Source organism: Pseudomonas saliphila, assembly GCF_008638345.1.
Classification (GTDB): domain Bacteria; phylum Pseudomonadota; class Gammaproteobacteria; order Pseudomonadales; family Pseudomonadaceae; genus Halopseudomonas; species Halopseudomonas saliphila.
Map to the genome: position 1 here is coordinate 1 of NZ_VTVA01000018.1, position 21,711 is coordinate 21,711.

The following is a 21,711-nucleotide window of genomic DNA, read 5'->3' on the forward strand; positions in this document are numbered from 1 at the left end:
TCAGGCGCGCTACACCCCCAGGATGGCATAAAGCCGCTGGGGGCATAGGACGCGCGCTCCCAGAATGGCACGGCTTCGCGTGGGTTTTCCTGGGGTTGGCGTGCGCCTGCGCGCCGACAGGGGCTGATCGGGCCGCGTTCGGACGCGCCGACGGGGTTGGTGCGTAGCGCAGGCGCGCTACACCCCCAGAATGGGCAGCGCAGGGACAGTTTCACCTTGAATGACGGCCATAAAAAAGCCCGGCAATTGCCGGGCTTTTTTTCGGATTGATCAGGCGGCGACGATGACGTCTCCGTGATTTTCCGGTTCGATCAATGCCTTGTGTAGCGCATCGACGGCGGCGTCGTAATCATCTTCATTGATGATGCACTGCATCTCGACCTGGCGAATCGACTGGTGAATCGCCTGGATACTGATCCCGGCGCTGGCCAGTGCTGCCACGGTCTTGGCGAGGATGCCCTTGACCTTGAGGTCCGAGCCAATCGCCGAGACGATCGCGATGTTATGCACCCGTACTTCAGCCATCGGATAGCGCTCCTCGATCAGCCGGGTCGCCCGGTTGATCAGCTTGCGCGAACCTGACGCGTAGTAGGTGATGCTGTTGGCGTCGGAATCCTTGTTGACGACATAGAGCTTCAGCTGCTTGAGCAGTTTGGTGATCTCGATGTCGTAGCCAACGTCGCCGAGCATCTCCTGATCGAAGACCTCAAGACCGAACACATCCTTGCGCCCAGCAATGATCTCTACGCAGGGCTTTTCACTGCAATAGTCCTGACTGATCAGGGTGCCGCCATGATCCGGCTCGAAGGCATTCTTGATGCGCAGCTGAATGCCTGCGCGGCGCAAGGTGCGTGCTGCCTTGGGGTGAATTGCTTCCACACCCAGATTCGACAGCTGGTCGGCCACGTCGTAATTGGTACGGCCGATGGTCACCACCTTGTCGACGCCAACCAGATTCGGATCAGCGCTGGAAAGGTGATATTCCTTGTGGATGATGGCTTCGTGCGCGCCAGTGGTCGCAGCAATCTGCGCGAAGGTGATCTCGCTGTAGCCACGGTCAAAGGTGTTCATCAGACCTTCGGAGCAATGGGTATAGCCCGTTGCGACTACCAGTTCCTTGTTCAGATCAATGCCAGCGAAGCTGTCCTTGATCATCTGCTGGAACTGTTTGGGCTCGCTCTGATTCCAGCCGGTGAGATCCACCAGACGGGCGTTCACGCCACGCTTTTTCAACGCCAGCACGGTATTGAAAGCGCTGTGTGCTTCGCCAAGTGCCGCGAGCATTTCACGAACTTTCATCAGGTGCTCGGTCAGCTGGAAATGACCGTAGGTGCATAACTGCTGCAGGCTGACCATGCACTCACGAACGTCGCTGATGCGGCCTTCGATGAAACGGTCGGCGGCCTGGCGCTCGTATTCGCTGGCGAAAAGCTCGCCGTTTTTCTGCTTCATGGTGTCGAGCACGACGTCCAGCGCATCCAGCCAGGCATCTTCGTTCTGCGCATCGGCAAAACGCTCATAGACGCCGGGCTCACCGGTTTTCTTGTGCTCAAGCAGCATGTTAGTCATGCCTGAATAGGCGGAGACGACAAATACCCGGTGATAAAGCTCGGCTTTTTCACGGTCGCCAATGAAAATGGTGTTCAGTACTTCATCAAAGCGGCTCATCGAGGTGCCGCCGATTTTTTCTACTGTATGCATAATCCTGGGTTCTTTTCTGGTGAATATCGTCTCTGCCAATCCGGCAGAGGCGAGGGCTCCTGCCCTCAGTCGTACTGCTGCGGAGTTATCTGCAGCGGCTCGACTTTTCCGCGTTCGGCTACAAAATCCGGTCGCGGTGGCACATTGCCAAATGGTTCAACCGGCAGATTGTCCACGTGGTTGTAGACAAAGAACAGGTTGCTGCGCGGGCTGGGCGTGATATTGCTGTTGGACCCGTGCAAGGTATTGCAGTCAAACAGCACGACCGAACCGGCGGGGCCGGTGGCCATATCAACGCCCTGGCTCTGAAACAGTTCCTGCAGGCTTCCTTCGTCTGGAACGCCCAGTTCCTGTTTGCGCAGTGATCTTTGATAGTGATTTTCCGGCGTCTTGCCTACACAGCTGATGTACTGCTTGTGCGAGCCGGGAATCAACATCAAAGGACCGTTAAACGGATGGTTGTCTGTCAGCAAAATCGAACAGCTGACGGTGCGCATCCGCGGCAAGCCATCTTCGACGTGCCATGTTTCAAAATCGGAGTGCCAGTAGAACTCCTTGCCCTTGAATCCCGGTTTGAGATTCAGCCGCGACTGGTGAACATAGATGTCACCGCCGAGGATGTAACGGGCAATACCGGCAATTCGCTCGTCCTGCGCTACCCGGGAAAACAATGGATTGCTCCGGTGGATCGCGAACAGCGAGCGTAATGCGCCGCTGTCCGGTTCCTGTATCGCAGCAGGCGAATCAAGGACTTCCTGTGTCTGACTGATCCGGTACAGCTCCCGCTTGAATACTTCAACTTCGCGGGGGCTGAATACTTCCGGTAATACCAAATAACCATCGCGCTCAAAGCTGGCCATCTGCTCGGCACTGATCGGCGCATTGTGCAAATCGCGCCGGTACAGTACCGGGTCTAGCCGTTCGTGCCAGCTTGGTTGGTCGTACTCACGTGATGGATACAAATCAGCAAACATTGGTCCTCCTGTTCGACTTTAAGGGGCGTTTTCCTCTATGTCGGCGGGATAAACGCCGTTCTCGTCATGTACTTCCTTGCCACTGAGCGGTGGGTTGAACACGCAGGCCATTTTCATGTCCTCGGTGCCGCCACGTAGCATGTGCTCATCGTGCTTATCCAGGATGTAAAGCGTGCCTGGCTCGATGGGGTAGACCTTGCCATCGGCTAAAGTTTCAATTTCGCCGTTTCCGCTCATGCAATACACCGACTCAAGATGGTTCTGGTACCAGATATGCGTTTCGGTGTTGGCATAGATGGTGGTGATGTTGAACGAGAATCCCATCTTGTCTTCCTTGAGAATCATCCGGGTGCTGTCCCAGGTCTCGGTGACAACCTTGCGCTCGGAGTTCTCACATTCTTTCAGCTGACGTACGATCATTCGGAATTCCTCAGGATGCTTGAGTTTTGACTTGTTCGCTGAATACGGTAGCGAAGGCCGCATCCAGAATAGTCATGGCCTTGTCAATTTGCTCTTCGGTGATGACCAGCGGGCACAGGCATTTCACGACCTGGCTATGGTTACCGCTGGTTTCAATCACCAGACCATGCTTGAAGGCTTCGCGGCATACTGCTGCAGCGGTGTCGCCGTCGGGGCAGCTGATGCCCAGCATCATGCCGCGGCCTTTGACGAACAGTGAATCAGGACCAACCTTGCTCACGATGCGCTGCATGCGCTCCTTGATGATCTTGCCCTTGGCCTGAACGCTCTTGGCAAACTCATCGGTTTTCCAGAAGTGCTCGAACGCAGCGGCGGCGGTCACGAAGGCGTGGTTGTTGCCTCGGAATGTACCGTTGTGCTCGCCCGGTTCCCACTGGTCAAGATCCCGACGAATGAGCACGACTGCGAAGGGCAGGCCGTATCCGCTAAGTGATTTGGACAGCGTGACAATGTCCGGCTTGATGCCCATCTCTTCGAAGCTGAAGAAGGTGCCTGTCCGGCCGCAACCGGCCTGAATGTCATCCACAATCAGCAGCATTTCGTGCTTGCGGCAGAGCTTCTCGAGCTTGCGCATCCATTCTGCAGACGCAGCGTTCAGACCGCCTTCACCCTGAACGACTTCGACGATTACCGCAGCGGGCTTGTCGATGCCACTGCTTGGGTCGCTCAGCAGCTTGTCCATCATGGAAATGGTGTTGACCTTGTCGCCAAAGTAGTTGGCATAGGGCATACGGCTGACATCAGTCAAGGGAACGCCGGAGGCGCCGCGATGATGGCCATTGCCGGTGACAGCCAGGGCGCCGATGGTGCAGCCATGGAAGCCATTGGTGAAGCTGATGACGTTCTGACGACCAGTTACCTTGCGCGCCAGTTTCAGTGCCGCTTCAACCGAGTTGGAACCGGTAGGGCCGCTGAACTGCACAACGAAATTGCCCATGCCGCGTGGCTCGAGGATGACGCGATGGAAGGTTTCAAGGAAACGTTCCTTGGCTTCGGTATACATGTCCAGACCGTGGGTCAGGCCATCAGCCTCGAGATACTCGATAAGCGCTTTCTTCAGTACCGGGTTGTTATGCCCGTAATTCAGGGTTCCGGCACCAGCCAGAAAGTCGATATAGGCTTTGCCTTCGCGGGTAATGAGTTCTGCACCGCGGGCTTGCTTGAATACGACGGGGAATGAACGGCAGTAGCTGCGGATTCCGGACTCATGTTTTTCGAACTGTTCGAAGTTTTGCATGGTGTCTCCTGGAGCTTTTTAAGCGGTTTGAAAGTTGAACGGACCGGCGCGATACAGTACTTCGTCATCGTGCAAGCCATTGAAATGGGTGGCGCGGTCAAAAACTACGCGGGTGCTGTATTCGACGCCTAGCTGTCTGAAGGCCTTCTTGAAAAGCGCTTCGGAGGCGTCGTTGCCAGGCGAAATAGTGGTTTCCAGCCAGTGCACTCCCTGGGGAGCGACGCGTTCTACCAATCCCATCAGCATTTTCAGCGCAAGGCCTTGGCCTCGAGTGCTGCTGTCGACAGCGACCTGCCAGATAAACAGGGTGTCGGGACGGGACGGGGGGCGGTAACCGGAGATAAAGCCGACCAGCTCTCCCTCTGCATTCTCGGCGGCAATCGATGTGTCGCCGAAGTCACTGCACTGAAGCAGGTTGCAATAAACCGAATTGGTGTCCAGTGGCTTACAACGTTCTACCAGACTGTTAACTGCAAAGCCGTCCGTATCGACTGGGCGGCGGAGCGTAAAGGGTGTTGATGTCAAAGGCGTACCTTTATTTACGATTGAATTCTTTTTCTATAAAAACACATCGGAAAACTTATCTCAACCCAACATCCGCGCCACTTACAGGCATGATGCATCGATTTTGAATATTTATAGCTGTTAAATATTTATGTCATCTGTCTGTGCTGGGAAGGGCTGTGTCCAAGTAGATTAGCGGGGTTTAGAGCGATTGAACGGCGAGCCAGTTCCCACTATTTTCCCGGTCGCTGGCTGGAGGAATTGCCGTCTGAGATTAAGTTGTAAATAAACTGCTCGACAGCGCTTGGCGGGGCAGGCGTGACGCATTTGCTTTATCCTATGCGCAGATTTCTCAACCACTAGAGGTATGTTCGATGGTTTCACAGCGGCGTTCACGTAAAGAAGATGCATCGGCCTGGACGGTGGGCGATAGCCGGAGCATCTACGGAATACGTCACTGGGGCGCGGGGTATTTCAACGCCAACGAGCATGGACATGTGGAAGTCATGCCACGTGGACCCGACGGCCATCAGATCGATCTACATGAGCTGGTTGCACAATTGCGCGATAGCGGCCTCGACCTGCCTTTGCTGATTCGTTTCCCCGATATCCTGCAGGACCGGGTACGCCAACTGACCGGCGCCTTCGACCGCCATATTGCTGAGCTGGAATACGACAGCGGCTATACCGCGCTGTATCCGATCAAGGTGAATCAGCAGGAGGCGGTGGTCGAAAACATCATCGCCACTGAAAACGTGTCCATTGGTCTGGAAGCTGGCTCTAAGCCCGAATTGATGGCGGTACTCGCGCTGGCGCCCAAGGGTGGGACCATTGTCTGCAACGGCTACAAGGATCGCGAATTCATCCATCTGGCGCTGATCGGTCAGAAGCTCGGGCATAACGTCTTTATCGTCATCGAGAAGGAGTCCGAGGTGCGTCTGGTGATAGAAGAGGCCGCCGCACTCGGTGTGATTCCACAGGTGGGTCTGCGCGTGCGGTTGTCTTCGCTGGCATCCAGCAAATGGGCGGATACCGGCGGCGAGAAATCGAAATTCGGACTGTCCGCCGCGCAGCTGTTGCGGGTGGTTGATCGCTTCCGCGAGGCTGGCCTGCAGGATGGGGTGCGCTTGCTGCATTTCCATATGGGCTCGCAGATCGCCAATCTGGCGGACTATCAGCATGGCTTCCGCGAAGCGATACGTTACTTCGGCGAGCTGCGTGCACTGGGACTGCCGGTTGACCATATCGATGTGGGCGGTGGCCTGGGTGTGGATTACGACGGCACCCATTCGCGCAACGCCAGCTCGATCAACTATGACGTCGGCGAGTACGCGCATACCGTCGTGTCGATGCTCAAGGACTTCTGTGAAGCGCAGGGTCTGCCGCACCCGCATATCTTCTCGGAAAGCGGACGGGCGATGACCGCGCACCACGCGGTCCTGGTGGTACAGGTGACCGACGTCGAACGGCACAACGATACGGTGCCACCGATCGAGAATCCCGAAGAGCTGCCGCAGGTGATTCGCAACCTGGTCGGGCTGTTAGGCCAGACCGACATCGAGATGGTGACGGAGACCTACTGGCGCGCCACGCATTACATTGCCGATGTGGCGGCGCAGTATGCCGAGGGCCGGATTGGTCTGGCCCAGAAGGCCCTGGCCGAACAGTGCTACTACGCGCTCTGCACCCGTCTGCATACGCTGCTCAAGGCGCGCCAGCGTTCGCATCGCCAGGTGCTGGACGAACTGAACGACAAGATGGCCGACAAGTACATCTGCAACTTCTCGGTATTCCAGAGCCTGCCGGATACCTGGGCGATCGATCAGGTGCTACCGATCATGCCACTCAACCGTCTGGATGAAGAGCCGTTGCGCCGCGCCGTGCTGCAGGACCTGACCTGCGATTCCGACGGCAAGATTCGCCATTACGTCGACGAGCAGAGCATCGAGAACAGTCTGCCGGTGCACGATCTGCGCGAGGGCGAGGATTACCTGCTGGGTATCTTCATGGTGGGCGCCTACCAGGAAATTCTGGGCGATATGCACAACCTGTTCGGCGACACCGATTCGGTGAATGTCTACCTGCGTCCCGACGGCAAGGTGGTACACGGCGGCATCGAAACCCACGACACCATCGAGGATATGCTCAAGTACGTGCACTTCGAGCCCGACGAACTGGTCAGCAAATATCGCGATAAGGTGTCGGGGGCGCGCCTGAGCGCCGCTGAGCGCGCGCGCTTTATTGACGCGCTACGTCTGGGGCTGACGCGGTCGTCATATCTGACTGCCGAGTAACAGGGCCAAACCCAACAATACCGGCCTCGCTCAAGCGGTTTGCGAGGCCGGTGTTATGCAACTGCTGGGTGAATTCGACGAGCTGGCGGGCACGGATCGGACCAATGCCGGGTTGGGCTTGCCAGTCGGTCGCGCGCATGGCTTGAAATGCCTTCCAGTTGTCAGGCAGGCGTGCGGTACCACTGGCGGGTATCGATAACGCTCTGAGCCAGGTCTTAAAGCTGCGTTGTCGCGCTGCGCTAAGGTTAAGACCGATTTTAACGCCGCACTCCTGTACGGCCGTCTCAGGCAGTTCCAGCCAATCCAGCAATTCTCGCACTTGCCCGTTATCGATCAGGCACTCCCAGGTGCCGGACCCGACTCCCTGCAAATCCAGCCCGTTCTTCCCGCCAAGCCAGTTCAATCGGGCGACAAACTGCTCACGGCAGCCTGCGGTCGCACTCCAGCAACTCAGTGCGTGATAGTCGGCCTGGGTCGGCGCTGCCACGGCCGTTCGATGGGTTGTTCTGGTCACCACCTGTTCGATCTGCGGAATCGTCTGGCCAGCCAGGCGAATCGAAATCAGATCCCCGGGCGCAATGTCGAGCGTCTGCCAGCGTTGCAGCGAGCCGGCACTGACGCGCCGAATGATCCGGTCATCGAGTGGCGTGGGTTCCAGCTCCAGTACCGGTGTGATGCGCCCGGTACGGCCGACCTGAAAACGCACAGCCTTAACCTGCGCCAAGGCACGCTGCGGCGGATATTTCCAGGCGGCAGCCCAGCTGGGCGGTTCGGCTTGCCAGCGGGAAGGGGCCGGCCGCGCATTCTGACGCAGCACGACGCCATCGGTAGCGAAGGGCAGCGGTGCGTTGAACCAGCGCCGCCGCCAGTCAATGGCCTGCGCTGCGGTGTCGATTGGATGTGTGAAGTGCGCGGTATCCAGGCCAGCTTCTGTCAGCACATCCAGCCGATCACGCATGCTTGGCGGCCCATCCGTCCAGTCCCAGACAAATAGGCCGATCCCGGCGCGCTGGGTGTCGTCGAGCTGCTTGCGTTGCAGCAATCCGGCGACCGTACTGCGTGCGCTGTTGCCGCCGTCGCGTGATTGAACATGCTCAGCCAGGCGCCAATAGAGTTCGCCCTGCAGGACCAGATCCCGGCGCCGCGGCCAGTGTGATGGAACCGCTGGCAGCGAGCGCACGACCTCAGTCCAGTCCTCTCCCTGCCAGCCATCCCCGCGGCTGATCGCCTGGACCAGCGCGCCATCCCGGTAAACCAGCGTGACCGCCACACCGTCAACCTTTGGCTGAATCCACAATCCGCTGCGCGGCGTGATCCAGTGCTCTACCTCACTCTGGTCGGCGAGTTTGGCCAGACCTGTCTGGGGGACGGGGTGCGCCACCTTGCCGGCGCGCGGACGGTAGGCCTGAACGGGTGGGGTGTCGGGAAAGCAGGACTGCCATCGCTGCAGCCGGCTGAGCGCCTGGTCGTAGAGCTCATCGGCAATCAGCGAGATGTCGCGTTCGCGATAGGCTGCATCCCAGACGTGAATCTGCTGGCTTAACTGTTGGATCTCGCCAGCAGCGTGGCCGGTGGTCCAGTCAGGGCAATCCGAGGCCAGAGCGGTACGGGCGAGCAGAGCGCAGGCGCACAGAATAAGGAGGTATCGGGGCATGACGCAGCATCCTTGCTGAATATCGCCCTAGTCTAGCAACGCCTAACTCCCGCGTTTGTGCCCTGCCTGGCATTGCGATCACACAGTAGCGGGCTTGTTTCCTGCAATAAAACGCATGATGCCGTTGAGCAGCAAACCGTACAGCGGCACGAACAGCACCAGGCTGACGGCCAGCTTGATGACGTAGTCCACGGTGGCAATTTCCAGCCAGTGTTCGGCCATGAAGGCATTGCTGCTTTGCCAGAAAGCGACCGAGAAGAACGCGTAGGTATCCAGCAGATTGCCGAACACCGTTGACAGGCTCGGCGCGACCCACCACTGCGGCAGGCGGCGTAACTTGTCGAACACCTGGATATCGAGAAACTGCCCCAGCACATAGGCGACGAAGCTGGCGAGGGAGATGCGCAGTACGAACTCATTGAACTGGGTCAGAGAGCCCAGGCCGCGGAAGGCGCCTTCCTGGAACAGTACCGATACCACATAGGAGGCCACCAGGGCCGGCAGCATGACGCGGGATATCACCTGGCGCGCAGAGGTTTTGCCAAGCAGGCGTACGGTCAGGTCGGTAGCCAGGAAGATAAACGGGAAGCTGAATGCGCCCCAGGTGGTTTGCCAGCCGAAAATGCTCATCGGCAACTGCACCAGATAGTTGCTGGCAATGATGATCAGAATGTGGAACGCGATCAGGACAGCGAGAACGCCGCGACGACGCGGGAGCGACAGAGTATGCATGCGGTGACCTTTTTAATGGATGGGGTTAGGGAACCCATGCTGCCGGGATTGGCAGCGGCGCGTACTTTACAGGGTCGGCGCGCCACTGGCCAGCCGGGCAGCGGCACGGCCGCTGTCGTCAGGCGGAAAAGTGCTCCTGCAGGAAGCTGAACAACAGTTCGTTTACTGGTTCAGGTTTTTCCGTCTGGACCCAGTGGCCGCAATCAGGAATGACATGTTGCACAACCTTGGGCACAACGGAGGGCATCCGCTTGATCGTGTGGGCCTCGAGTTGCCCGACCTGATCGCGATCACCGATGACAAACAGCGTTGGCTGGTCGACTGTCTTGCCGGCCAGATGTTCGGTGCGCTCCCAGTTGCGTTCGAAGTTGCGATACCAGTTGAGGGGGCCATGGAAGCCGCTGCGCTGGAAGCTCTCCAGATACACCGCGAAGGCTTCCGGCGGACACCAGGCTGGCGGCTCGCCGGGGTCCTGCAGGCCTTCAAGCCAGCCGGAATCGGCCGGTTTGTCCTGAATCAGCCCCTCGCCAGATGCAGTGTTGCTGGACAGACCGTGCATGACTAGGCGCAACGTACGGGCGATGTCCGCCTCCAGCTCCCGTTCTGCCGAGCCAATCTCCTGAAAGTAGACGATGTAATGGAAACGGTCTGCAAACAGCTCGCGCATCTTGTGAATAGGCGGCACCTTGGGCCGGCCGGCGTAGGGCACCGACATGCAGCACAGGGCGGTAATGCGTTCAGGCTCCAGCAGCGCCAGATGCCAGGCCACCAGCGCGCCCCAGTCGTGTCCGACCATCGCGACCTGGGTCTGGCCAAGCAGGTCCATGGCGCCCTGAATGTCAGCGCACAGCGTGAGGATGTCGTATTGTTCCGGCGCTTCAGGCGCACTGCTGCGTCCGTAACCGCGCATCTCCGGGGCATGCACCCGATAGCCGTTTGCCGCGAGCATCGCGGTCTGATGCCGCCAGGAGTACCAGCATTCAGGGAAGCCATGCAGCAGCCACACCGCCGGCCCGTCCGCCGGACCTGCCATGTGGACACTGAGCTCAATGCCGTTAACCTTGAGGATGCGCTGTTCGATGGTGGCCATGCCTGCTCCGTTCGAGTGACTGAGTCAAATATCTGGGGCAGTCACTATGGCAAAGGTCGGAGTCTGTTGCTTCTGTCATTCACCAGATGATGATCGGCGCATCAGCTAACGCTGGCCCACTCAGATGTTGGCGATGATATAGGCGAGATTCGCCAGACTGACGCCTAGCGCGAGCAGGCTGATACTGATGATTAGCCGCTCACGGCGAAGCTTGGCCGCACCAGCTTCAATCGGCATGGGAAGCCGGCGGTGAGGATCGAGCTGGATATCCCGTACGGGTGAAGAAGCCCTGGCATCGGCGTCGCTGACCGTGGGATCGACGAGGCCCTGCATCAGCTCCAGTACGCGTTCAACGAGATAATAATCGAAGCGATAGGGGTCGAATTCATCGAACCCGTGCTCGACCAGCAAAGCCTGCATGTGGTGATCATCAGGCACGAACTTCATCGGCCATTCGGGAAAGGCCAGGCGGTCAACCGGCTCGCTCACCAGAAGCTTGAGATCGCGATGCCGCCGATCCTTCAACAGGGTCCGGTACAGTTTGTGGACGCGGCGGCGCTCACCTTCGATGCACTGCATGAAGCAACCGTCGCGGTAATAGAGCATGCCAACCAGACCGTCGCGCTGGTTGGTCGCACGGGCCGTCAACAGGATCTGGGTAACCTGGCTATCGGCCGTTGCAGCATTCGCGACGTTGCCTGCGGACCCGTCTGGTCCGGGCCCGTCGGTACCGGAAGTGGCCGCGAAGGTAGCGCGGCTGATATAGACGATGCGGGCGAGGTCATTCATAACATGCCTGGTTTAAACTTCAGAACCAGTAGCTTAGGCGGTTAGCGGAGGGAATTGGACTCGCATGTATTTCAAGAGACGTCCGCGTGGACGCGTTGGTTAATCTGCAGCCAGATGAAACTGGGCACCCTCGGGTTCCAGGGGTGCGAGCATCTGTTCGCAATAGTGCAGCTCGGCCGCAAGCGCTGGGATGTCAGCACCGGGCAATTCACGTGGGCGATTGCGCTGCAGATGGCCGGTCAGGGCTTCGACGCTGGTCATCCCGACTGCGACGGGGCTCCAGCTCATGTCCTCGAGTCCGTAGGCTAATCCAGTGAGCGGATCAGGCTCGATTCGCTCGGGTGCCTGGTCGTCCAGCAGTTCGCCTGCTTCGCGAAATTCCAGTGCGGTGACGTCGACAAACTGGCTGAGCGGAATGACCCCGAGGCTCTTGCACAGCGCGTCGAGGCGGGGCAGTTCGGCGCAGACTTGCTGCAGTTCCTGCTCGTGCAGCTGGAACTGGCCATTGTTCAACGTCGCCAGGCGCAGGGTGGCAGCCACAGTCGTTTCTCCGGGAAAATCAAGGCGCGTAGCTTACCGCTCCCTCGGACCAACCGCCACCCAGCGCGCGGTACAGATCAACGGTTGCCTGCAACCAGCCGGAGCGCTGCTGGACCAGATTGTCCTGGCTCTGGTACCAGGTGCGTTGCGTATCCAGCAATGTCTGCAGGGTGATGGCGCCCGCGCGGTAACGTGTTTCGGCGAGCGTGAATGCCAGCTCGGCCTCACTGTTGGCCTGCTGCAGGAAGCCGTGACGGATGCGCGCTTGCTGCACGGCACCCAAAGCTGTATCCACGTCACCCAGCGCGGTGAGCAATGTGCGCCGGTAATCGATCAGCAGTTCCTCCTGCCGCGCTTCGCTCAGATCGACCTGGGCGCGCAATCGTCCGCCCTGAAAAATCGGCTGGGTAAGTCCGGCGGCAAGGCTCCAGGCGCTAGCCGGATTGCTCAGCAGACCAGAGAGCGCCAGACTCTGCGCGCCAAACTGGCCGGTTAACTGGATGCCGGGCAGCAGGGCAGCCCGCGCCGCGGTCAGGTCGGCGTTGGCGGCGACCAGGCGCGCTTCGCTGGCGCGGATGTCGGGGCGTCTGGTTAGCAGTTCGATAGGCAAACCGGCGCCAATCTCGGGCGGCTGAATCTGTTCCAGCGAGCCAGGCGTCGGTAATGCGGCCTCCGGGCTGGCTCCGAGCAACAGGGCAAGGCTGTTGCGCAGTTGCAGAGTGGACTGCTCCAGGCCCGGCAGCGCTGCCTGCAGCTGAGCGACCAGGGTGCGCTGCTGACTGACTTCCAGGCTGTCTGCGGCGCCATAGCGGTACCGCGCTTCAACCAGTTCTAATACCTGTTCGGCGATGGCCAGGCTATCGCGCGCCAGTGTCAGCCGACGCTGATTTTCCAGCAGCTGGAACCAGGTGCTGGCCACGCTGGCATCAATGCTCAGGGCCAAGGTAGCGCTATCAAACTGGCTGGCCTGCAGATTGGCCCGGGCGGAGTTGACCAGGGCGCGGTTGCGGCCCCAGAAATCCACCTCATAGCTGGCGTTGAGCGTGGCGCTATAGATATCGCGGCCGGTGTCGCCGTTGCCATCGCTGCGCAGGCTGTCGCTGCGGTTGGCCGAAACGCCGGCGCCCAGCTGTGGAAGCAACGCGGCACCACTCTGCCGCAGCTGCGCATCGGCCTGCAGTAAGCGGCTGGCAGCGCTGGCCAGATCCAGGTTGCCGTCGCGGGCGCGCTGCATCAGTTGTTCCAGTTGCGCGGAGTCGTAACTCTGCCACCAGCCGTCGGCGGGCCAGGTGCTGCTGGCGGTTTCGCTGCTCCAGTTCGCAGGGATCGACACCTCGGCTGGAGGTATCGGCGTATTGAGGCTGCAGCCGGCGAGTACCGCCGAGAGGATGATCGGAACGAGAATTCTAGTCTGCACTGAGGGCCACCACTGGATCGAGATGCGCGGCTTTGTGCGCGGGCATGTAGCCGAAAATAAGGCCGGTAGCGAAGGCGCAGGCGAAGGCCAACACCACTGGGCCGGTGGTGAATTGAATCGCCGTTCCCAGCGCCTGCAGACCAGCGGCAAACGCCAGGCCGCCGACCACGCCCAGCGCGCCACCGATCGCCGATACCACCAGCGCCTCGACAATAAACTGCTGCAAGATGTGCCGCGTGCGTGCCCCCGTAGCCATGCGGATACCGATCTCCCGAGTACGCTCGGTGACGTTTACCAGCATGATGTTCATCACCCCGATACCGCCCACCAGCAGCGACACGGCGGCGATTGAACCGAGCAGGACAGTGAAGGTGTTTTGCGTCTCGGCGACATTCTCCAGCAGTGAGGCCATGTTGCGGATCTGGAAATCCTCGACCCCGCCGTGGGCCTGCAGAATCACCTGCCGGGCCTCTTCCTGGGTCAGCTCCGCCATCCCCAGATCATCCATCATGATGGTGATTGAGCTGAGGTGGCGCTGGCCGATCAGGCGCAGGCTGCCGGTGTTCAGCGGCACGAATACCACGTCATCCTGATCCGCGCCCCAGGGCGCCGCGCCACGTTCGTCCATCACGCCGATGACTTGAAACGGCACGTTGTTAATCAGCACGTACTCGCCCAGCGGGTTGCCCTCGGCGCCGAACAGATTGGTGACCACGGTCTGGCCGAGTACCGCAACGGCGGCGTAGCGCTGGTTGTCTTCCTCGTTAATGAACACGCCGCTGCGGATGCCCCAGTCCCGCGCCATGGGCAGGTCCGGGCTGGTGGCGGTGATCTGCGTCTGGTAGTCATTGTTGCCCGCGCGCACGGTGGCGCGGCCGTTCATCTCCGGTACCGCAACCACAACGTTATCCAGCTGCGCCGCCAGTTCGGCATCGGCCGGCATCAGCGTGCTGGTCTGACCGTCCGCCGAGCGGCGCGTGTTGGGCGCGCCGGGGCGTACCAACAGCAGATTGGTACCCATCGAGCTGATCCGATCGAGCACCTCCTGGCGGGCGCCGTTACCGACTGCCAGCATCACTACGACCGAAGCCACGCCGATGACGATGCCGAGCAAGGTCAGCACCGTGCGAAACAGGTTGGCCTTCAATGCACGTAACGCCATGCGCACGGCTTCACCGGTATCGGCGAGTGCCGCCCGGCGGGTGATAGTGACGTCATCATTGGTTGGGATCGGTGTTGCGGAGTCAAGGTCAGGCTCTGGGGCGTTGGCTCTTCCGCTGTCACTCAGAATATGGCCATCGCGGATTTCAATGAGTCGGTCCGCGTGGCTGGCCACCTCCCGGTCGTGAGTAATGACGATGACCGTCTTGCCACGCTCATGCAGCTGCTTGAGCAGTGCCAGCACATCCTTGCCGCTCTGGCTGTCCAATGCGCCGGTGGGCTCGTCGGCCAGAATCACCCGGGCGTCGTTCATCAAGGCGCGGGCGATGGATACGCGCTGTTGCTGTCCACCTGAAAGCTGATTAGGGCGGTTGCCGAGGCGATCGCCCAGCCCCAGTTCGCTCAGCAACTGCTCGGCGCGCGCATGCCGCACGTCGCGCGGCATGCCGGCATAGATCGCTGGCACTTCGACATTCTCGGTCGCGGTCGCCGAGGCAATCAGGTGGTAACTCTGGAAGATGAAGCCGAAGGTCTTGCGCCGCAGACTGGCCAAGGCGTCGCGGTCAAGCTGCGCAATATCCTCGCCGGCGAACAGGTAGCGGCCGCTGGTGGGCTTGTCGAGGCAACCCAGCAAATGCATCAAGGTCGATTTGCCGGAGCCCGACGCGCCCATGATCGCAACGAATTCGCCTTCTTCTATGTCCAGTGACACGTCGTGCAGGACAGTGGTGGCCAGCTCGCCGTTGCGGTAGGTTCTGGTGAGATCTTCTAGACGAATCAACGGGGCTGCCATCAGCGGAACCGTCCGCCAGCTGAGGGGCTGGTTGCAGACGCGGGCTTCAGGCCGCCGGTGACGACTTCGTCGCCCTCGGCCAGACCATCCAGCACCTGAGCCATGACCCGGTTGCGAATGCCGACGCGGATGTTCTGTGGCTGCGGCCGGCCCTGCGCATCGACGACCTGCACCTCAAACGGCCGCCCGGGTGCGCCGGGATTGCCCGTATCGGCGCTGGTCTGGCGTAGCGCCGAGACGGGCAGGGTCAGCACATCCTCGGCAGCCGCGCGCACGAAATATACCTGTGCACTCATCTGCGGCAGCAGGTCGCGATCGGGATTGGGCACGTCGAACAGGGCGTTGAACAACACGACGTTATTGATCACTTCCGGGGTAGGCAGGATCTGCCTGAGCGTGCCCTCCCAGCGTCGAGTCGGCTGGCCGAGCGTCGAAAAATACGCATGCATGCCGACCTTAAGCTGGCTGATGTCCGCTTCAGACACCTGGGTGCGAACGGTCATGGTGTTCAGGTCAGCGATCTGCACCACGATGGGGGCGGTCTGGTTGGCGTTGAGTGTCTGGCCCTGGTTTGCCAGCTGCTGGACGACAGTGCCAGTCATGGGGGCGTAGATGCGGGTGTAATTCAGATCGGCCTGGTCACCCTTGAGCGCGGATTCGGTCTGGCGTATCTGCGCCTTGATTGCCTCGATCTGGGCGCTGGCCGAGCGTAACTGGGCTTCGGCCACTTCCAGTGCTTCCTTGCTGGTGGCGTCGACCTTCATCAGGTTGCGCTGGCGCTCGGCCTGCAGCCGGGCGAGGGTTTGTTGCGAATCCCGGTCTGCCAGTTGCGCCCGCAGATTGGCCAGCTGCGCTTCGCTGGCCTCAACCCTGGCGAGGTAGACGGTGGGATCGATCTCGGCCAGTAACTGGCCTTCCTCGACCTGGTCGCCGAGCTCGACATGCAGGGCCAGCAGCTGGCCCGACACCTGGGTGCCGACATCCACATAATTGAGCGGCTCAAGGGTGCCCAGGGCAGTGATGCTGTCCTCGATGTTCCCGCGGCCCACCGTGGCGCTGGTGAATTCCGGGGTGCGGTTATCGGGGGCGAACCAGAAGAACCAGGCGAGGGCGGCGGCAATCAACAGGGCAACGATGATCATCCATGGTCGGCGGCTCATACGGCGAGTGGGGCCAGCTTTCATTCGAAGGGTTCCGGGTTGGGCAGATGCTGCCGAGTTTACAGGCAGCTGCGTCAAGCCGGACGCATGCTTGGTAAAGACTTTGTAAAGTCATTCCAGCCAGCGGTAGAGCGTGCGCCGGGTGATGCCGAGAATGTCCGCGGCCTTGCGTTTGTTGCCCTGCGTTGCATTGAGTACCTGGTGAATATACTGACGCTGTACGGTCTCCAGATCCGGCAAACCTTCAGCATTCTCCGAGGAGGGCATGGGCATGGCCGCCAGCTCGGCACTGGCGGCACTCTGTGGCGATTGTTGCGGTTGCTCGCGGATCCGTTGCGGCAAATGCCGCGGTTCGATCAACGGGCTATCGCAGAAGGTCGCGGCGCGTTCGACCGCATTCTGCAATTCCCGCACGTTACCCGGGAAGGTGTAGCGAGTGAGTATCGACAGCGATTCATCGCTGAAACCCTGGATATTTCGCTGCTGACGCGCATTGAAGCGCGCCAGGAAATACTCGGCCAGTTGCTGGATGTCGTCGCCGCGGGCGCGCAACGGCGGGATCTGGATGCCGAAGGTTTCCAGGCGATAAAACAGATCCTCGCGGAAGCTGCCGTCAGCGACCAGGTCCGTCAGCTTGCGGTTGGTGGCGCCGATAACCCGTACATCCAGCTGGATCTCGTGATCGCTGCCGACCGGGCGCACCATGCCATCCTGTAATGCGCGCAGCAGCTTGGCCTGCAGCGCCAGCGGCATTTCCCCCAGTTCGTCGAGCATCAGGGTGCCGCCTTCGGCCTGCTGAAACAGCCCGGCGCGCTGGCCACGGGCCCCGGTAAAGGCCCCAGCGGCATGCCCGAAGAATTCGCTCTCCATCAACTCGGCGGGAATGCCGCCACAGTTGACCACCATATAGGGCTTGCCCTTGCGTGGGCTGAGCTCGTGTAGCGCCCGGGCCACCAGCTCCTTGCCGGTGCCGCTCTCGCCCTGAATCAGCACCGGGCCGTCAGCGCTGGCGATCTGGCGAATCTGATGGAAAAGCTGCTGCATGGCCGGGCTCTGGCCGATGATGCCGTTCAACTGTTCCACGGCCATGAGCGAGCGGTAACGGTGCAGTTCGCTGCGCAGGCGACGGTTTTCCAGCAGGCGCGACACGCTGAGCAGAAAGTGGTCCATCTCCAGCGGCTTGGTGAGGAAGTCATCGGCGCCGGCCTTCAGCGACTCCACTGCCTGCTGGACCGAGCCAAAGGCAGTAATGATCAGTACCGCGGGCTTGGGCGTCAGCTCGCCGATAGCGGGCAACAGGCTCAGACCATCCGCGCCGGGCAGGCGAAGGTCGCTGATCAGCATGTCGGGCACCTGTTCACGCAGGGCTAGCAGACCGCTTTCGGCATCGCTGCAGGCCGTCACAGCGTAACCCTCGGCTTCGAGTTCTTCCTGCAGCAGCTCGCGCAGCCCGCTGTCGTCTTCGACCAGCAGGATATGTTCGTTATGCGTCATGGGTAATGCCCTGTTGGGAGTGCTGTTTGAGCGGCAATTTCAAGGTGACCACGCAGCCTCCGGCCGGACCCGGTTCAAGCGTCAGCGCGCCGCCATGTTCGTCAGCGACAGACTGGACAATGGCCAGCCCAAGCCCCGTGCCTTCCCCTGGGGATTTGGTGGTAAAGAAAGGCTCGAGCAGCTTGTCGGTGGGGTGGTCGGGCAGCCCCGGACCATCGTCAGCGATACGAATATTGAGCCAGGCATCCTCTGTGATCAGCTGTACGTCGATGTTGTGCTCGGCCGCCTGCAGCGCGTTGCGCAGCAGATTGAGTAAGGCCAGTTCGAGCCGGCCTGCGTCCCCGGTGAGTTCGGGAAGCGCAAGCGGAATATCCAGCCTGAGACGCCGCCCAGCCGCTTCGATTTCCGGGGCGATGGCTTCAACGACGGTCTGCAGCAGGATCTGCGGCGACAGCGGGCGAGGTTGTGGCGCGGTCGGACGGCAGTAATCCAGCAGCTGTTTCACCGTACGTGTGAGCCGCGCAACCTGGGTGCGAATGGCTGACAGCTGGCGTCGCTGCTGATCATCCAGCGCTTCGGAGCGTTCCAGCCGGCGCGCGCGACCGTCGATCACACTGAGCGGCGCGCCAAGTTCATGGGCAATGCCCCGCGCCATACTGCCGATGGCCGCCATTTTCTCGTTGTCCTTCAGGCGCGCCAACAGGGCTGTCTCTGCCTGACGGTGGCTTTCCAGCTCGCGATTGGCCTGCTCAATACTGTCGAGCATGTGATTGAGGCCATCGGCCAGGGCCGCCACTTCCTTGGGGCCCTCCAGTGCAACCCGGTGGGAATGGTCGCCACTGGCGACGCGCTGCATATGCTCAAGCAACTTGTCGACGTAGCGGCCCACGCCGCCATAGTGGCCGAGCAATACTGCCGCGAGAATGGTCAAACTGAGCAATCCCCAGATGGCCCAGGCGATGACCGTTATCTGCTCCAGTGCTTGATGGAAATCACTCGCCAGGCGAGTGATCTGAATCAGGCCTTGGATTTGCCCCGCGTTATCGAACAGCGGCAAAAAGTGTGAGAAAAGATTACGTCCGGCAACCCGGCTATAGCCTTCCTGACCTTCGCCGGTGGCCACGATCTGGGTCGGGATGGTTGTGCCGCTGAGATCGCTTTCAGTAATGCCCGCAGAGGCAAGGCGCACTCCGTTCACGTCGAAAACCGAGGCGCCATAGACCTCTCCCAGCACGAACACCGAGCCCAGCGCCAGCTCAATGGCTTGCTGGTCTCCCTCGCTGAGGGCACCGCCGACCGGGATGCTGATGGCCCGCCCGATCAGCTCCAGATCGTTTTTCAGACGCCGCTCCTGAAACTGGTTGGCCTGCTCCAGACCGATCCGGATACCGAGCGCCGTGAGCAGCATCAAGGGCAGTACGACGAACAGCAGCAAGGTCTGTTGCAGGCCGCTGATGTGCGTCCAGGCATGCTTGAGGCGGGCTCGATTAGGCGAGGTTGGGTATTTTTTGCTCATGTGTAGATTCTATACATAAACGGCGTTGAGGACAGCAGCTGGCTCGGCATGTCGGCGGTTCGATGGCACTTATAAGCGTTATCGGTATCACATTGTTAAGGCGCGTCGGGAGACGCGCTTCATGCTTTCCGACACACAATGAAGGAGAACAATGCATGAACACCTTAAAACAACTCACTACAGCGGTAGCGTTTGCGACGCTCGGCTTTGCCGCTCCCTCCGTACTGGCCGCTAGCGATACATCCTATAACGAGCAGGGTTCCCCCACTGCCGAGGGAACCTCATCGGGTTCCGCTGCAGGCAGTGCGACTGGCACTGGAACATCAAATATGCCAGCCACTCCGGCAACGCCTGACACTGACACATCAGATATGCCCGCCACACCAGCAACCTCTGCCACCCCGGGTGATGAATCAACTCCCCCTCGCCCCCCTCGCAATCCGGATGACATGTCGGGTACCACGCAAGATCGCGGCATGGGCGGCTCCCCGGAAACAACCCCAGGTGACAGTCGAACCAACATGGGTGGCACCAGCGGAACCACTGAAGGCAGTACCGAGGGTTCAACCGGTGGCACGGGCGGCACTAGCAGTGGAGCAACTGGTTCTGGCACTGGCATGGGTGGCGGCACCGGAGAAGGTACGGGCGGTACTGCTCAATAAGCCTTAATAAAGACAATAGACAGATCAAGCCAGCTTCCGACTCTCTTTGTAGGGTTCCCAAGACATCAGCGGAATCCTGAGACAGGAGCTGGATGGTCGACATTCCAGCTGTACTGGTTCAGCGTCTGACATCTTTTTCAGGCAGCGAAAACTGCAGCGGCTCAGCCAGCACTGAGTCTGCATGCAAGACCAGCAAGGCTGACAACTGAGGAAAGAAAAGAATGAATACATTAAAAAAACTCACCACAGCAGTCGCGTTTGCGTCCTTGAGTCTTGTTGGGGCGTCCGCGTTTGCTCAGAGCGATGCAGCCCAGGGCACTGACCCGGGGCCGAAAACCAAGATGGGCACTGAAGGGCATAGCATGATGGGTAAGGGCGCGACCGGGGATAGCACTCAGGCCACTGGACAAGGCAACACCATGCAGCACGGCGCAACCGGGCGTGAGGCTGAAGGTGGTCACGGCATGGACTATGACGAGGCCGAGCGCAAGAAAGATATGGACAGAAGTAAAGATATGGACAGAAGTAGAGAAGGTAGCAGTTCCGGCGCGGCGTCGGAAAGCGGTCAGGGATCGCAAAACCGGAACATGGGTGATTCGGACACCATGAGTGCGCCAGGCCATAGTGCCCAGGATCAGGGCGGAATGTCCGATCCAGCCCGCACCGCTGACCGCCCCGGTATTACCGGTGCGCCAGACGAGATCGAGCGCAGTCAGCGTGATATCGACGACAGTAATTGATCCGATTTCTCAGGCCGGTGATCCGGTCGCAATACCGAGGGGCCGCTAGGCCCCTTTTTTTTGTGCTGTGTTTACTCGTAGGTCGTCCGCCGGTTGCTTCCCAGTTTCCATCAGAACCGGGCTCGTGTTATTCGGGTGATCATGCAGCTCGCCCGCCGGCTGTCAGGCTGGCGCAAGACGCCGTAAACCCATCCCTGGGGGCTTGACGAAAACATCCCTGTTTTCGACACTTGCGCCACCCTGACATCCGGCGAGCTTGAATGAGCATCGGCGTGAGGTGGAGATTTAAAACCGCTTTGGCTTTGGTCTTCCTCTCAGGCACCGCCAACGTTTATGCGTAGCGAGGCGACGGGGCTGAGCCGACCGTGGGATGACAGGGATGTCATCGGCGAGCTTACAGGGACGTACTTGCAGCGTGTCGGCGCAGCCCTGTCGCCTCGCGATAGCCGACTCCGCAAGGCAACCAAACGAATAGCTGCATTGTTTGAGCTTTTCTAGATCCTGTGGGAGGTTTCCGCCGATATGTCCGAGCAGGGCGCCCACCGGCTGCCAGGATGGCGCAAGACGCCGTGAACCCATCCCTGGGGGCTTGACGAAAACATCCCTGTTTTCGACACTTGCGCCACCCTGACAGCCGGCGGACTTGATGAGCATGGGAGTGAGGTGGAGATTTAAAACCGCTGCCGATGCCGCCGTCGCTTTGGGGTTTTCTATCGGGCAGTTCCAATGTTCATGCGAAGCGAGGCGACAGCTGACTCAGGAACACAACCAAC

The 21,711-nt window shown here is 60.1% G+C and carries 19 protein-coding genes; 3 read left to right on the top strand and 16 right to left on the bottom strand.

Annotated elements, in window-relative coordinates:
• From FHK95_RS20135 to ectA, 6 genes are all read right to left on the bottom strand, one after another.
• On the bottom strand, window positions 1-215 hold a 215-nt coding region (locus FHK95_RS20135; protein WP_206668605.1), incomplete at its 3' end, for a hypothetical protein.
• Window positions 216-270: 55 nt separating this feature from the next.
• Window positions 271-1,701 carry an aspartate kinase gene (locus FHK95_RS16535; RefSeq protein ID WP_150305744.1) on the bottom strand — a complete coding sequence of 477 codons (1,431 nt, stop codon included), beginning with the start codon at window positions 1,699-1,701 and terminating at the stop codon, window positions 271-273.
• A gap of 65 nt (window positions 1,702-1,766) precedes the next feature.
• The gene (thpD, locus tag FHK95_RS16540; protein WP_150305745.1) at window positions 1,767-2,675 is read right to left on the bottom strand and encodes an ectoine hydroxylase; all 909 of its coding nucleotides are present in this window, start codon (window positions 2,673-2,675) and stop codon (window positions 1,767-1,769) included.
• A gap of 18 nt (window positions 2,676-2,693) precedes the next feature.
• A complete protein-coding gene (locus tag FHK95_RS16545; protein WP_150305746.1) occupies window positions 2,694-3,095 on the bottom strand; it encodes an ectoine synthase in 402 nt (133 codons plus the stop codon).
• A 10-nt stretch (window positions 3,096-3,105) separates the two neighbouring features.
• Window positions 3,106-4,392, bottom strand: a complete 1,287-nt coding sequence (ectB, locus tag FHK95_RS16550; RefSeq protein WP_150305747.1) for a diaminobutyrate--2-oxoglutarate transaminase — start codon at window positions 4,390-4,392, stop codon at window positions 3,106-3,108.
• Window positions 4,393-4,410: 18 nt separating this feature from the next.
• Window positions 4,411-4,917: a diaminobutyrate acetyltransferase gene (gene ectA / locus FHK95_RS16555; protein ID WP_150305748.1), complete on the bottom strand. Its 507-nt coding sequence runs from the start codon at window positions 4,915-4,917 to the stop codon at window positions 4,411-4,413.
• Between the two features lie 353 nt (window positions 4,918-5,270).
• On the opposite strand from ectA, the gene speA reads away from it, so the two are divergent.
• Window positions 5,271-7,190 carry an arginine decarboxylase gene (gene speA / locus FHK95_RS16560; RefSeq protein ID WP_150305749.1) on the top strand — a complete coding sequence of 640 codons (1,920 nt, stop codon included), beginning with the start codon at window positions 5,271-5,273 and terminating at the stop codon, window positions 7,188-7,190.
• On the opposite strand, the gene ligB is transcribed toward speA, so the two are convergent.
• The 10 genes from ligB to FHK95_RS16610 all read right to left on the bottom strand — a co-directional run bounded on the left by ligB (window position 7,135) and on the right by FHK95_RS16610 (window position 19,536).
• Complete coding sequence (gene ligB, locus FHK95_RS16565; RefSeq protein ID WP_150305750.1) at window positions 7,135-8,844, bottom strand: NAD-dependent DNA ligase LigB; 1,710 nt, start codon at window positions 8,842-8,844, stop codon at window positions 7,135-7,137. The two genes, speA and ligB, sit on opposite strands and share 56 nt — an antisense overlap.
• Window positions 8,845-8,922: 78 nt before the next feature.
• Window positions 8,923-9,576 carry a 7-cyano-7-deazaguanine/7-aminomethyl-7-deazaguanine transporter gene (locus tag FHK95_RS16570; protein WP_150305751.1) on the bottom strand — a complete coding sequence of 218 codons (654 nt, stop codon included), beginning with the start codon at window positions 9,574-9,576 and terminating at the stop codon, window positions 8,923-8,925.
• 118 nt (window positions 9,577-9,694) lie between these two features.
• Window positions 9,695-10,666: an alpha/beta fold hydrolase gene (locus FHK95_RS16575; protein WP_150305752.1), complete on the bottom strand. Its 972-nt coding sequence runs from the start codon at window positions 10,664-10,666 to the stop codon at window positions 9,695-9,697.
• 120 nt (window positions 10,667-10,786) lie between these two features.
• Window positions 10,787-11,455 (bottom strand): BLUF domain-containing protein, encoded by a 669-nt coding sequence (locus FHK95_RS16580; protein WP_150305753.1) that lies wholly within the window; start codon window positions 11,453-11,455, stop codon window positions 10,787-10,789.
• A gap of 99 nt (window positions 11,456-11,554) precedes the next feature.
• Window positions 11,555-11,995 carry a hypothetical protein gene (locus FHK95_RS16585; RefSeq protein WP_150305754.1) on the bottom strand — a complete coding sequence of 147 codons (441 nt, stop codon included), beginning with the start codon at window positions 11,993-11,995 and terminating at the stop codon, window positions 11,555-11,557.
• A gap of 19 nt (window positions 11,996-12,014) precedes the next feature.
• Complete coding sequence (locus FHK95_RS16590; RefSeq protein ID WP_178114828.1) at window positions 12,015-13,412, bottom strand: efflux transporter outer membrane subunit; 1,398 nt, start codon at window positions 13,410-13,412, stop codon at window positions 12,015-12,017.
• Window positions 13,402-15,366: a MacB family efflux pump subunit gene (locus FHK95_RS16595; protein ID WP_150305756.1), complete on the bottom strand. Its 1,965-nt coding sequence runs from the start codon at window positions 15,364-15,366 to the stop codon at window positions 13,402-13,404. Before FHK95_RS16595 ends, FHK95_RS16590 begins: the two co-directional genes overlap by 11 nt.
• A complete protein-coding gene (locus FHK95_RS16600; RefSeq protein WP_206668606.1) occupies window positions 15,366-16,550 on the bottom strand; it encodes an efflux RND transporter periplasmic adaptor subunit in 1,185 nt (394 codons plus the stop codon). The genes FHK95_RS16595 and FHK95_RS16600 overlap by 1 nt, the downstream gene beginning before the upstream one ends.
• An 87-nt stretch (window positions 16,551-16,637) precedes the next feature.
• Window positions 16,638-18,020 carry a sigma-54-dependent transcriptional regulator gene (locus tag FHK95_RS16605; protein WP_150305757.1) on the bottom strand — a complete coding sequence of 461 codons (1,383 nt, stop codon included), beginning with the start codon at window positions 18,018-18,020 and terminating at the stop codon, window positions 16,638-16,640.
• Window positions 18,010-19,536 (bottom strand): sensor histidine kinase, encoded by a 1,527-nt coding sequence (locus tag FHK95_RS16610; protein ID WP_150305758.1) that lies wholly within the window; start codon window positions 19,534-19,536, stop codon window positions 18,010-18,012. Before FHK95_RS16610 ends, FHK95_RS16605 begins: the two co-directional genes overlap by 11 nt.
• A 155-nt stretch (window positions 19,537-19,691) precedes the next feature.
• On the opposite strand from FHK95_RS16610, the gene FHK95_RS20080 reads away from it, so the two are divergent.
• Both FHK95_RS20080 and FHK95_RS16620 read left to right on the top strand, forming a co-directional pair.
• Window positions 19,692-20,198 carry a hypothetical protein gene (locus FHK95_RS20080; protein WP_178114829.1) on the top strand — a complete coding sequence of 169 codons (507 nt, stop codon included), beginning with the start codon at window positions 19,692-19,694 and terminating at the stop codon, window positions 20,196-20,198.
• A gap of 221 nt (window positions 20,199-20,419) precedes the next feature.
• Window positions 20,420-20,938, top strand: a complete 519-nt coding sequence (locus FHK95_RS16620; protein WP_150305759.1) for a hypothetical protein — start codon at window positions 20,420-20,422, stop codon at window positions 20,936-20,938.
• The last annotated feature ends 773 nt before the right edge of the window (window positions 20,939-21,711 follow it).

Excerpts from the sequence above, each read along its gene's own strand:
- FHK95_RS16535 (WP_150305744.1), bottom strand. The coding sequence starts at position 1,701 with ATGCATACAGTAGAAAAAATCGGCGGCACCTCGATGAGCCGCTTTGAT.
- thpD (WP_150305745.1), bottom strand. The coding sequence starts at position 2,675 with ATGTTTGCTGATTTGTATCCATCACGTGAGTACGACCAACCAAGCTGG.
- FHK95_RS16545 (WP_150305746.1), bottom strand. The coding sequence starts at position 3,095 with ATGATCGTACGTCAGCTGAAAGAATGTGAGAACTCCGAGCGCAAGGTT.
- ectB (WP_150305747.1), bottom strand. The coding sequence starts at position 4,392 with ATGCAAAACTTCGAACAGTTCGAAAAACATGAGTCCGGAATCCGCAGC.
- speA (WP_150305749.1), top strand. The coding sequence starts at position 5,271 with ATGGTTTCACAGCGGCGTTCACGTAAAGAAGATGCATCGGCCTGGACG.
- ligB (WP_150305750.1), bottom strand. The coding sequence starts at position 8,844 with ATGCCCCGATACCTCCTTATTCTGTGCGCCTGCGCTCTGCTCGCCCGT.
- FHK95_RS16570 (WP_150305751.1), bottom strand. The coding sequence starts at position 9,576 with ATGCATACTCTGTCGCTCCCGCGTCGTCGCGGCGTTCTCGCTGTCCTG.
- FHK95_RS16575 (WP_150305752.1), bottom strand. The coding sequence starts at position 10,666 with ATGGCCACCATCGAACAGCGCATCCTCAAGGTTAACGGCATTGAGCTC.
- FHK95_RS16580 (WP_150305753.1), bottom strand. The coding sequence starts at position 11,455 with ATGAATGACCTCGCCCGCATCGTCTATATCAGCCGCGCTACCTTCGCG.
- FHK95_RS16595 (WP_150305756.1), bottom strand. The coding sequence starts at position 15,366 with ATGGCAGCCCCGTTGATTCGTCTAGAAGATCTCACCAGAACCTACCGC.
- FHK95_RS16600 (WP_206668606.1), bottom strand. The coding sequence starts at position 16,550 with ATGAAAGCTGGCCCCACTCGCCGTATGAGCCGCCGACCATGGATGATC.
- FHK95_RS16605 (WP_150305757.1), bottom strand. The coding sequence starts at position 18,020 with ATGACGCATAACGAACATATCCTGCTGGTCGAAGACGACAGCGGGCTG.
- FHK95_RS16610 (WP_150305758.1), bottom strand. The coding sequence starts at position 19,536 with ATGAGCAAAAAATACCCAACCTCGCCTAATCGAGCCCGCCTCAAGCAT.
- FHK95_RS20080 (WP_178114829.1), top strand. The coding sequence starts at position 19,692 with ATGAACACCTTAAAACAACTCACTACAGCGGTAGCGTTTGCGACGCTC.
- FHK95_RS16620 (WP_150305759.1), top strand. The coding sequence starts at position 20,420 with ATGAATACATTAAAAAAACTCACCACAGCAGTCGCGTTTGCGTCCTTG.